Annotated in this window: 11 protein-coding genes; all 11 read right to left on the minus strand. The window is 65.1% G+C overall.

Annotated features, from left to right (window positions below; genetic code table 11):
- Positions 1–941: transposase (locus tag C491_RS02020; protein WP_005553410.1), on the minus strand; the 941-nt coding region annotated here is incomplete at its 3' end.
- 129 nt (positions 942–1,070) lie between these two features.
- A complete protein-coding gene (locus tag C491_RS02025) occupies positions 1,071–1,808 on the minus strand; it encodes an NAD(P)-binding oxidoreductase (RefSeq protein ID WP_005553412.1) in 738 nt (245 codons plus the stop codon).
- 64 nt (positions 1,809–1,872) lie between these two features.
- Positions 1,873–2,679 carry a CBS pair associated ParBc domain-containing protein gene (locus C491_RS02030; protein ID WP_005553414.1) on the minus strand — a complete coding sequence of 269 codons (807 nt, stop codon included), beginning with the start codon at positions 2,677–2,679 and terminating at the stop codon, positions 1,873–1,875.
- 43 nt (positions 2,680–2,722) lie between these two features.
- On the minus strand, positions 2,723–4,204 hold the full coding sequence (locus tag C491_RS02035) for a DHH family phosphoesterase (protein WP_005553416.1): 1,482 nt from the start codon (positions 4,202–4,204) through the stop codon (positions 2,723–2,725).
- Positions 4,205–4,294: 90 nt separating this feature from the next.
- The gene (locus tag C491_RS02040) at positions 4,295–5,824 is read right to left on the minus strand and encodes an NADH-quinone oxidoreductase subunit N (protein WP_005553418.1); all 1,530 of its coding nucleotides are present in this window, start codon (positions 5,822–5,824) and stop codon (positions 4,295–4,297) included.
- On the minus strand, positions 5,824–7,350 hold the full coding sequence (locus tag C491_RS02045) for a complex I subunit 4 family protein (protein ID WP_005553420.1): 1,527 nt from the start codon (positions 7,348–7,350) through the stop codon (positions 5,824–5,826). Before C491_RS02045 ends, C491_RS02040 begins: the two co-directional genes overlap by 1 nt.
- Positions 7,347–9,383 carry an NADH-quinone oxidoreductase subunit L gene (gene nuoL, locus C491_RS02050; protein ID WP_005553422.1) on the minus strand — a complete coding sequence of 679 codons (2,037 nt, stop codon included), beginning with the start codon at positions 9,381–9,383 and terminating at the stop codon, positions 7,347–7,349. The genes C491_RS02045 and nuoL overlap by 4 nt, the downstream gene beginning before the upstream one ends.
- Before the next feature lies 1 nt (position 9,384).
- A complete protein-coding gene (nuoK, locus tag C491_RS02055) occupies positions 9,385–9,690 on the minus strand; it encodes an NADH-quinone oxidoreductase subunit NuoK (protein ID WP_005553423.1) in 306 nt (101 codons plus the stop codon).
- Complete coding sequence (locus tag C491_RS02060; protein WP_005553425.1) at positions 9,687–10,115, minus strand: hypothetical protein; 429 nt, start codon at positions 10,113–10,115, stop codon at positions 9,687–9,689. The genes nuoK and C491_RS02060 overlap by 4 nt, the downstream gene beginning before the upstream one ends.
- A complete protein-coding gene (locus C491_RS02065; protein ID WP_005553427.1) occupies positions 10,112–10,393 on the minus strand; it encodes an NADH-quinone oxidoreductase subunit J in 282 nt (93 codons plus the stop codon). The genes C491_RS02060 and C491_RS02065 overlap by 4 nt, the downstream gene beginning before the upstream one ends.
- A 40-nt stretch (positions 10,394–10,433) precedes the next feature.
- A partial coding sequence (locus tag C491_RS02070; RefSeq protein ID WP_169331725.1) for a 4Fe-4S binding protein occupies positions 10,434–10,708 on the minus strand: 275 nt, incomplete at its 5' end.

Below are 10,708 nucleotides of genomic sequence, written 5' to 3' on the forward strand. Positions count from 1 at the left end.
TACTGGGAGAGGCGTCGGAATGCCCATGCGTGGAATCGCTTCGCTCCAGCCATTCGCTTGCGAATATCGGTCAGGCTTTCGAACGCGATATGCGTACACGCATGGTTACGGGCTTCTTCGAGAATCTGGTTCGAGGCACGATGCAGTTCGTCTTGCATCCAGCGGTGTTCGCGGTCTTTCATCGACTGAATCGACAGGTGTGCCGACCGCGTTCCAGCCTGTTGCATCGACCCCCGAGTCTTCTCAAATTCTCGGCGTCGATGATTCATCTCGTCGGCATTCCCGATGAACGCACCCGTGGAAGTCACAGCGAGCGAGCCGTCCACGTTTAGGTCAACGCCAAGGACTGTTCTGTGCTTGGCGTTTTCAGACGTAGGCGTGGACGACTCTTTCTCGCTTTCAGCTCGACGCATCCGCGCGTGGAGATAGAACGACTCAGAGTGGCGGTCGTACTGCAACGTGGACATACGGAACTCGTAGTCCTCGTTCAACAGATACGCACCAATCGGTGTCTCCTCAGCGTCGTCGGGAATCACATAGTCACACTCGACGCGACCGTTCACCGTGGACAGAGAAACGTAGTCGCGGTGGAACGTCGCAGAGCGTTTGTCGTAGACGACGCTCCACGCGTCGAACTGTGGTTGACTCGTGTTGTCACCTTTCTTGAGTCGGGCGACACCGCTTTTCGTGGCCTCGATAGCGCGTCGAATCCCTTTCTGCACGAGGTTTGCGGTCAACTCCGTTTCGTTACGAAGTTGGTCGTAGAGGGCTTTCTCGGCTTTCTGTTTCGAGGTTATGCAGTAGTCGTTCGGGTGCCTCCACGCCCACTCTGCCGTCGTATTGGCACAGTAGAGGAAGTGGTTTTTTGTCTGATGGAGGTCGTCGCACCGCTCGTTGGGTACGTCGAGTTTGATTTTGACGGTGCGAATCACGTCCGCCATCTGTGCTTCACATATCGAACCTTCTCTTTATAAGCNGTCGGGTTGCTATCGCTCGTGGTTTGATTCGAGGCTTGTCGGATTCCTCCCACGGCTAAAGCCGTGGGCGTCCTCCTTGCATCTCTGTGACAGTTACAGGCGCATCCGATCGCGGTCGGCCTCGACCCGGTCGAACGCCCAGTCGATCTCGACGACGCGTTTCGGCGGACCCGAGAGCCCGTTCCGGCTGGCGATCTCGAGGGTCCGGTTTCGCGCGTCCGGCGTGAACGGCGCGGCGGCCATGACGCGGGCGACGTCGGCCCGCGAGATCGATCCCGCGACGGAGTCGCCACCCTCGCCGACGACGATGTCGCCGCTGGGCGGCTCGTTCGTGAGTCGTCCGGGCCGAACGATCGTGTAGTCGATCCCCGACCGACGGATCGCGGTCTCGGCGTCGGCCTTGGCCTTCAGCGAGCCACGGATGAGGAGTCTGGCCGGCAACGGGAGTCCCGCCTTCGAGCTGCCGACCCCGATCGCGCTCTGGTGGACGAAGTGAGAGACTCCGTCGCTCACGGCGGCCGTCAGGAGGTTGCTGACGCCGGTCCGATCGACCAGTTTCCCGCCGACGGTGTGGCGGTAGCTGGGCGGCGTCCCGAGCGCACAGCAGACGACGTCACAGCCCTCGACGGCCGCGACTGCGTCGCCGGGTTCGAAGAAGTCCGCGACGACGACCTCGTCGGCGCCGAGTCGCTCGAGGTGATCGACGTTCGTGTACGACCGGGTCGTCGCGCGAACCGTGAGATCCGTCGGCCGGAGGACGGCGAGCAGTTCCGTCCCGGTGTCACCGCTCGCTCCCGCAATGAGTACGCTCGCTGAACTGTCATCGGTCATCGAACCGCGTACTCGGCCGAGCGGGAAAACCCTGATCAGTGATCAACGGAGCGAACGGTTCGGACTACTCCTCACCCTGGAGTCGTTCGGTCGTCTGGACCAGCGGGTGGCGCGCGTAGTCGACGACCTCGATATCGCTGATTCGCTCGAGGCCCTCCTTCTTCGCCGTACGGGCCATCCCGAGGTCGATCGGATCGTCGATGACGATGATGTAGGCGTCCATCTCGTCGATCGAGAGACGGTCGGCCGCAAGCACGCGGTGGTGGCCGTCGGCCAGCAGCAGGGTGCCGGCGTTGTCGATGACGACGAGGGGCTCGGCCAGCCCGTTCTCGAGTTCGTACCGTCGACCCTCGAGTTCGTCGGCGTACACTCGGCCCTGGGTCGGCGTGAGCTCCTCGAGGGGGACCGTTCGGCGCTCCTGGCGCAGTTCGACGTTGTGGATCTGTTCTAACGTGTTGACCAGTTTGCCGACCTTCTGGGGGGTCGCCCGCTCGATCTGGCTGCGGATCACGTCGGCGTTCGAGATGATGCCGACGAGGTTGCCCGCGTCGTCGACGACGGGCAGTTTCTGGATCCCCGAGCGCAGGATCACCCGGGCGGCGTCGGTGACCTTCATCTCGGGGTGGGCGACCAGCAGGTCCGTCGTCATCACCTTGAAGATCGGGTCGCCCTCGTCGGCCAGCAACAGATCGCGGGCGCTGATAAAGCCCTCCACGCGTCGGCGCTCGCAGACGGGAAAGCCGCTGTGGTTGTCGGTCTCGGCGATTCGGTTCGCGACCGCGCCGACGGTGGTGTCGGGCGAGACCGTCGCCACGTCGCGGGTCATGTAGTCTTTGACCTGGGGTTTGGTCCGATCCGACGCTACGTCCATACCGTACCAACGCAACCCCGGTGCAAAAGCACTGTCGTCGTCGCTACTCGGCCTCGGGCTCCTCGAGCGAGAACAGCACCTCGCTGGTCTGGGTGTAGGAGCCGACCGGCGTGCCGGGCTGGCTCTCGATCGCCTCGAAGAACCGATCCGTGATGACCTCCTCGACGACGCTGACGATCGAGTCGACCTGCTCGTCGTCGGCGGTGCCGAGGATGCCGATCTCGAGCTGGGCGCCCGCCATGTCGGCGTGGCCGCCCGCGCTGCCGATTCGGTCGAACGCGTCCCGCAGGGTCTCGCCGAGATCGACGTCGGTCGCCCGCGACCGCGCGGAGACGAACACCATCTCCTCGATGAAGCCGAAGACGAACGACGTGTCGACGCCCTCCATCGTGAGCAGCCGATCGGCCGCCTGTGGGAGCGCGTCGCGGTCGCCGATTCGGCCTACGCTCGCGGCCGCGACCGAACCCCGCTGCTCCCGGTTTTTGATCGCGCGGGCGATCGTCTCCAGGGTCTCGCCCTCAAGGGACGGCTGTTCGATCTGTCGGAGCACGTCGGTATCGACGTGTGGCCACAGCGTCGCCGCGGCCTCGAAGTCGGCCGCCGAGACCTCTCGGGTGAACTCGTCTGTATCGACGCGGATCCCGTACAGAAGCGCCGTCGCGACCGCCCGGTCGAGGGCCGGCTCGAACCGCTCTAAGTACTCGGTCAACACCGTACTCGTCGCGCCGGCGTGTTCCCGGAGGTCGACGTAGTCGCTCGGCACCGGACCGCGCGGCGGGTGGTGGTCGATGACGATGTCGACGTGGAGATCCTCCGGAAGCTGGTCGTTGACGCCCGGCCTGGAGTGATCGACCAGCGCGAAGGAGCCGTACTCCTCGAGAGAGGCGTTGGGCTCGAAGTTTCGCAGGTCCAGGTCGAGGACGTTGACCATCGCCCGATTCTCCTGGTGGGAGATCCGTCCGAAGTAACAGGGGTCTGCCGACAGGCCGACCGACTCGGCGATTTCGGCCAGCGCGACCGCGCTGGCGATCGCGTCGGGGTCGGGGTTGTCGTGCATTACGACCGCGAGCGGGCCCTCGAGTCCCTGGAGGTGTCGCCGGAGCCGGATCCCGGCGTCGGCGGGCGAACTCGTCGTCTCCCTGAGGACGGCGTCGCCGATTGCCAGCTCGGGGTCGACGACCCGGTCCGCGAGCTCGTCGAACGCCGTCCGATCCTCCTCGGTCGGTTTCCCGCCGAGGTAGGCGACGATCGACGCGGTCGGGAACCGGTCTCGGGCACGCTCGAGTGCGAGCCGGTTGCGATCGGTGCGATCCCCGGCGACGAAGACGATGTCGGGCCTCTCGAGGCTCTCGAGGAGGGCGGGATCGGCCGGGTCGGCGTCTCGAGCCGGGACGCTCTCGTCGCGTAGCGTCTCGACGGTCTGTTCGTCGTCGGTGACGACGAGTAGCCGGCTGTCGCACTCGGGCAACCGTCCGATCGTCTGCCGACCGACGGTGCCACACCCGAGTACGAGCCGAAAAACCATACGTCGGTGCTTGCAACCCCGTCGGGTAAAAGCTACCGGCTCGGGTGAGAACGACGGTGCCGAGAAGACGAGATGCCGACGCGGCCGAGATTAGCTGATCGCGACGGTCGCCGCCTCGAGCGCGGCGTCGGCGATCGGGCCGAACACCGGCAGCGCGACGACGGTCAGGACGGCGGCGAAGATGATCGCCGCGTACAGGCCCGTCGGCTGGGCGAGCGTGTCGCGCCCGGAAACCGGGTCCTCGATCCAGACGGCCTTCACCAGCCGCGCGTAGTAGTACAGCGAGATCGCGCTGTTGACTACCAGCGCTGCGGCGACGATCAACATCGCGCTGTTTGCCGTCGCCGCCTGGATCGCGCCGGTAAAGAGGAAGTACTTGCTCCAGAACCCGCCCAGCGGCGGGATCCCCGCGAGGCTGAACATGAAGATTCCGAGCGCGAAACAGGCGACCGGCGCCTGGTTCGAGAGTCCGTTGTAGTCCTCGAACGTGCGACCGACGCCCCAGTACTCCGCGAGCGCGACGAACAGGAACGCACCCGTGTTCATGAAGCCGTAGACCAGCAGGTGCATCATCGCCGCGCCCATCACGATCTCCCCGCCGTCGGCCGAGAGCCCGGCGAGCCCGATCAGGGCGTAGCCGGCGTGGCCGATCGAGGAGTACGCGAGCATCCGCTTGACGTTGTCCTGGGTCGCCGCGGCGAAGTTACCCAGCGTCATCGTGACGATCGCGAGGATGATGAACGCGAGTGTCCAGTCGACGCCGATCACCGCGGTCGTCGGCTCGAGCGGGAACGCCGTCGTGAACACGCGAAAGGCGATCACGAAGCCCGCCGCCTTCGAGGCCGAGGAGAGAAACGCCGCAACCGGCGCGGGCGCGCCCTCGTAGGCGTCGGGCGCCCAGAAGTGGAAGGGGACGCTGGCGGTCTTGAACGCGAAGCCGCCGATCAACATCAGAATGCCGAGTCCGAGCAGGCCGCCGTACTCGCCGGCACCCTGGAGGTTGTCCGCGATCGCCTCGAGCTGGAGGTGGCCGGTCGCGCCGTAGACGAGCGAGATCCCGTAAACGAAGATCGCCGACGAGAGCGCGCCGATCAGGAAGTACTTCAGGCCACCCTCGACGCTGCCGCGGTTGTCCTTGAGGATCGAGACCAGCGCGTAGGATGGGAGACTCGCCAGCTCGAGGGCGATGAAGATCGTGACCAGGCTGTTCGCGGCGGCCATCGTGGCCATCCCGGTCGCCGCGAGCATCATCAGGGAGTAGTACTCCGCCTGGTAGGCGTGGTCGCCCATGTAGTCGTAGCTCGCCACGGCGACGAGCGCGGTGACGACCGAGACGACGGTCATGAAGAACAGCGCCATCTGGTCGACCACGAGCTGGCCGCCGAACAGCTCGACGACGCCGCGACCGCCAGCGGCGGTGGGCGTGCCGACGCCGGCGACCATGAACCAGACGGCGACGCCCAGTGCTGCGAGCGAGCCGACCGCGGTCGTGCCCGCGAGCAGCGATCGGTTCTTCGTGTGCGGGTTGATGCTGTCGATGACGAACAGCGCGAGTGCCGTCGCCACGAGGATCAACGCCGGGGCGAGTGCGGCCCAGTCGGGGAGCTCGAACACCGCCATCAGGCGTCACCTCCGTTCTCCAGGATCGGATCGACCGCGTCTGTAATCATGTCGAAGATCAGTTCGGGCGCGACGCCGAGGGCGATGATGATGCCGAGCAACACGAACATCGGCGCGACGTCGTGTAGTGGCGCGCGGCCCACGTCGTAGTCGGTTTCCAGGTGATACGGTCCGAAGACGGTCCGCTGGAGGGCAAACAGCAGGTAGCCAGCCACGATGACGATACCGAACATCGCCAGCGAGGTGAAGAGCTGCGAGTACGCCAGCAGCCCGGAGCCGAAGGCGCCGAAGAAGATGGCGAACTCGCCGAAGAAGCCGCTCATCAGCGGCAGTCCCATGTAGCCGAAGGCGCCGGCGACGAGGATGCCGACGGCGACGGGCATCCGGTCGGCCATCCCGGACATGTCAGTGACCATCCGAGTGTGGGTCGCGTTGTAGATGACGCCGACGGCCATGAACATCAGTCCGGAGATCAGGCCGTGACTGACCATCTGGAAGGTCGCACCGCCGACGCCGAACTGGGTGTAGGCGACCAGACCGAGGATAACGTAGCCCATCGACGACACCGAGGAGTAGGCGACGATCCGCTTGAGGTCGGTCTGGGCCAGCGCGAGCATCGCGCCGTAGATGACGCTGATGACCGCGATCGCGGCGATCGGGATCGCGTAGGCCTCGACCTGCTCCGGGAACATCGTGAAGTTGAACCGCAGCAGGGCGTACGTCCCCATCTTCAGCAGGACACCCGCCAGCAGCACCGATGCGGGGGTCGGCGCCTCGACGTGAGCGTCGGGCAGCCAGGTGTGGAACGGCACCACGGGAACCTTGACCGCGAACCCGAGGAACATCGCGACGAACACGACCGAGGCAAGCGCCGAGCCGCCGAGGCCGGCGAAGCCGTCGGGCCCGCCCTCGAGCATCGCCGTGGCGATCTCGGGCAGCGCGAAGCTGGTGACGTCGCCGAGGCCGAACACGAGCGTGATGAACGCACCGAACATCAGCAGCGAGGCGACGTTCGTGTAGACGAAGAACTTGATCGCTGCGTACTTCCGGCGCGGGCCGCCCCAGACGCCGATCAGCAGGTACATCGGGATCAACACGGCCTCCCAGAAGATGAACCAGACGAAAAAGTCAAGCGCCGTGAAGACGCCGATCAGGTTCGCCTCGATGAAGAGCACGAGCCCGTAGAACTGCGATTCGCGCTCGTCGATCGGCGTCCACGAGCTCATGATCGCGAGCGACGTCAGCACCGTCGTCAACACGACCAGCGGCAGGCTGATCCCGTCGAGGCCGACGAGCCACGAGATGGTGTAGTCGCCCAGCTGGATCCACTCGAACTGGGACTCGAAGGCGAGTTCGCCGTCGAGCAAGGCGTTTCCGCTGCCGTCGAACGCCGTAAACATCCACAGGCTGAGCGCCGCAGGGATCAGGCTGATCCCGAAGGCCAGCTTGCCGGCGATACGATTCGGCGCGACGAACGTTACCAGCGCACCGACCAGTGTCACCGCGAGTAGCGCTTCGATCATCATAGGAACCACCCTCCAAGAACGCCGAGCACGATAACCAGGGCGATAAAGCCGGTTACGATCAGCGCTGCGTAGTTAGTCACGATCCCCGTCTGGATCCGCTTGACCCGATCGCTGCCGAACAGGCTCACCGACGAGACGCCGTTGACGGTGCCGTCGATGACGGTCTGGTCGAACCGGTCCGCGGCTCGAGCCAGCGGCAGGGTCAGCCCCTCCGCGAGCCAGACCTGGTACTCGTCCTGGTAGTAGTTGGATTCGATCGTCTCGCGAACGCTTCCGAGACGCTCCTTGTGTGCGACCGGCTCCGGAACGTTGTACAGCTTCCAGGCCAGGCCGGCACCCGAGAAGGCGAGCAGCAGGGACAGCCCCGCCGCGATCAGCACGGTCGTCGACTCGGTGCCGATGTAGCCGGTGTCGTACACCGCCGCGAGCGCGTCGGTGTAAGCGACGTAGGTCGTCCCCTCGACGCCGCTACTGAGCCACTCGTTTAAGAACTCGATCTCGAGCCCGGTCAGCTTCGCGACCGGGGCGAGGTTGGCGACGCCCGCGACGACCGCGAGGACGCCGAGTGCGATCAGCGGGAACTTCACCGCCCAGCCGACCGGATGGGGGTCCTCGGCGACGTCCGAACGCGGCTCGCCGTGGAACGTCAGGAACACCATCCGGAAGGTGTAGAAGCCGGTGAAGAAGACGGCGAGCAGTCCCATCGCGTACGCCGCCATGATCAGGGGCTGCTCGGTGCCGACGATCAGAGCATCGTAGAGGATCTCGTCTTTCGACCAGAAGCCCGAGAACGGAATGATCCCGGCGAGCGCGAGCGCGCCCGCGAGGAACGTGTAGTAGGTGACGGGCGCCTTGTTCTTCAGCCCGCCCATCTTCCACATGTCCTGTTCGTGGTGCATGAGGATGATGACGGCGCCGGCCCCGAGGAACAGCAGGGCCTTGAAGAAGGCGTGGTTCATCAGGTGGAAGACTCCGGCGACGTAGCCGCCGACGCCCAGCCCGAGCATCATGTAGCCGTACTGGCTGATCGTCGAGTACGCCAGCACCTGCTTGATGTCGTCTTTGACGACGCCCATCGTCGCCGCGAACAGCGCGGTGAAGCCGCCGACGAAGGCGATGATCGCCAGCGCCGTCGGCGAGAGGGCGTAGTAGCCGAACATCCGGGCGACCAGGTAGACCCCGGCCGCGACCATCGTCGCCGCGTGAATCAGCGCGGAGACGGTGGTCGGACCCTCCATCGCGTCGGGTAGCCAGGTGTGTAGCGGGAACTGGGCGGATTTGCCGATGACGCCGCCGAGGACGAGCAGCCCGGTGATCGTCACCCAGGTCTCGGCGTCGAAGCCGAACAGCTGGCCGCCGTCGTCGATGGCCGCCTCGGCCGCGGCGACGAACGAGTCGTCGCCGGCGAACTGGAGCGTGCCGAACGTCGCGGCGATGGCGACGACCCCGATCAGGAAGAAGTAGTCACCGAAGCGGGTGACCAGGAACGCCTTCTTCGCGGCCGACGGTGCCGAGCGGGTGCGGAACCAGAAGCCGATCAGCAGGAACGAACACAGCCCGACCAGCTCGAAGAACATGAACGCCATCAGCAGGTTGTCCGCGTAGACGAAGGCGAGCATGCTGAACGTAAACAGGCCGAGCCCGGCGTAGTACCGCGGGAGGCCGGTCTCGCCCTCGGCGTTCATGTACTCGAGACTGAAGACGTGAACGAGAAAGGCGATCAGCGAGACGATCACGAGCATCAGCGCGGCGAGCGGATCGATCAGGATGCCGAACGTGAACTCGATCCCCTCGCCGACCTCGCCAGCGGCGTCGCCGGCCGCCCACGTGAACAGTGTCGTGTGATAGTACCCCTCCTCGCCGCCCGCGACGGCCGCGACCATCGCGAGCGAGAGGGCCAGTGAGCCAGCCGTCGCGACGATGCCCGGGATCGCCCCCTTCTTCGGGAGCTTCGGCCCGAAGGCCAGAGCGATGACGAACGCCGCAAGCGGGAACAGCGCGATTGCCGGTGCGTAGTCGAATAACCCTTCCATCTTACCACCTCATCGTCGTCGGAACCGTGACGTCGACGTCACGGAAGTTGCGGTACAACACCAGGATGATCCCGAGTCCGATCGCGACCTCCGCGGCCGCGAGCGCCATCACGAACAGCGCGAACACCTGTCCCGTGAGATTGCCGTGATACAGCGCGAACGCGATCAGGTTGATATTAGCCGCGTTGACCATGATCTCGACGGACATCAGGAACATCAGTGCGTTTCGGCGCGTCAGGATGCCGAAGAGACCGATAGAGAACAGCGCCATCGACAGCAACACGAAGTACTCGATGGGAACGTTCACCGCTGCTCACCTCCGCTCGAGCGCGAGGAGCCGTCCTCGGCGCCACCGTCGGTCGCCGCGGGCTGGGTGCTCGCCGAGTCGCCGGTCGAGACGCTCGAGAGCGCCGCGATCGGTTTGCCCTCGGTCTCGCGTTTCGCGAGTACGAGCGCGGCGTCCAGCGCGGCGTCGAGGACGACCGCGACCAGCAGGAACGAAACGAGGAACGGCTCGGTGTTGCCGATCGACCCCTCCGTCGACTGCAGCGCCGTGAAGTCGAACAGCGCGTAGCCGATCTCGGAGGTAACCGAGATCCCCTCGGGGAAGCCGACCATCTCGTCGGCGAAACCGGTGTTGAGCGCGATCATCGCCATCACGCCGAACAGCGCAACGGCGAGGATCCCGGGCAACAGCGATTCGCCGAGCCGGAGTTGCGGCCCGTTGGTCATGTCTGTACCACCTCGTCGGTCTCGTCTACGTCCGCGTCGTCGCGCTGGGTAAGCATCACGGCGAACGTGATAAGGATGAGCACCCCGCCCACGTAGACGAGGATCTGCATCATGGCGACGAACTCCGCCGCCAGCATCACGTAGTACACCGCGACGCTGACCAGCGTCACGCCGAGCATCAGTGCTGAGTGCCACGGGTCGGCAAGCAACACGACGCCGAGCGCGCTGGCGAGCGTGACGAACGCGAATAGCGCGAACGCGATCAGCTCATATGTCATTATTGTGAGTGTCTGCCCGTTCTCGGGACGGGCGGCCCGATTACTGATAATCGACCTCCCCGTCACCCTCACCGATCCACGCGCCCCGGTCGGGTTCGCGCGACTCGAGTGGGTCGATGTCCTTGTACCACGGGACGGCCTTCAGCTGCTCCTTGTTGTACACCAGATCGTGTTTGGTGTCGCCCGTGAACTCGAAGTTCTGGGTGAGCAGAATCGCGTCGACTGGACAGACTTCCTCGCAGAGCCGGCAGTAGATACACTGGCCGATGTGGAGGTTGTACTGCTGTCTCTTATACACATCTCTGATGGCGCGAG

Source organism: Natronococcus amylolyticus DSM 10524, from assembly GCF_000337675.1.
GTDB lineage: Archaea > Halobacteriota > Halobacteria > Halobacteriales > Natrialbaceae > Natronococcus > Natronococcus amylolyticus.

Excerpts from the sequence above, each read along its gene's own strand:
- C491_RS02025 (WP_005553412.1), bottom strand. The coding sequence starts at position 1,808 with ATGACCGATGACAGTTCAGCGAGCGTACTCATTGCGGGAGCGAGCGGT.
- C491_RS02030 (WP_005553414.1), bottom strand. The coding sequence starts at position 2,679 with ATGGACGTAGCGTCGGATCGGACCAAACCCCAGGTCAAAGACTACATG.
- C491_RS02035 (WP_005553416.1), bottom strand. The coding sequence starts at position 4,204 with ATGGTTTTTCGGCTCGTACTCGGGTGTGGCACCGTCGGTCGGCAGACG.
- C491_RS02040 (WP_005553418.1), bottom strand. The coding sequence starts at position 5,824 with ATGGCGGTGTTCGAGCTCCCCGACTGGGCCGCACTCGCCCCGGCGTTG.
- C491_RS02045 (WP_005553420.1), bottom strand. The coding sequence starts at position 7,350 with ATGATGATCGAAGCGCTACTCGCGGTGACACTGGTCGGTGCGCTGGTA.
- nuoL (WP_005553422.1), bottom strand. The coding sequence starts at position 9,383 with ATGGAAGGGTTATTCGACTACGCACCGGCAATCGCGCTGTTCCCGCTT.
- C491_RS02060 (WP_005553425.1), bottom strand. The coding sequence starts at position 10,115 with ATGACCAACGGGCCGCAACTCCGGCTCGGCGAATCGCTGTTGCCCGGG.
- C491_RS02065 (WP_005553427.1), bottom strand. The coding sequence starts at position 10,393 with ATGACATATGAGCTGATCGCGTTCGCGCTATTCGCGTTCGTCACGCTC.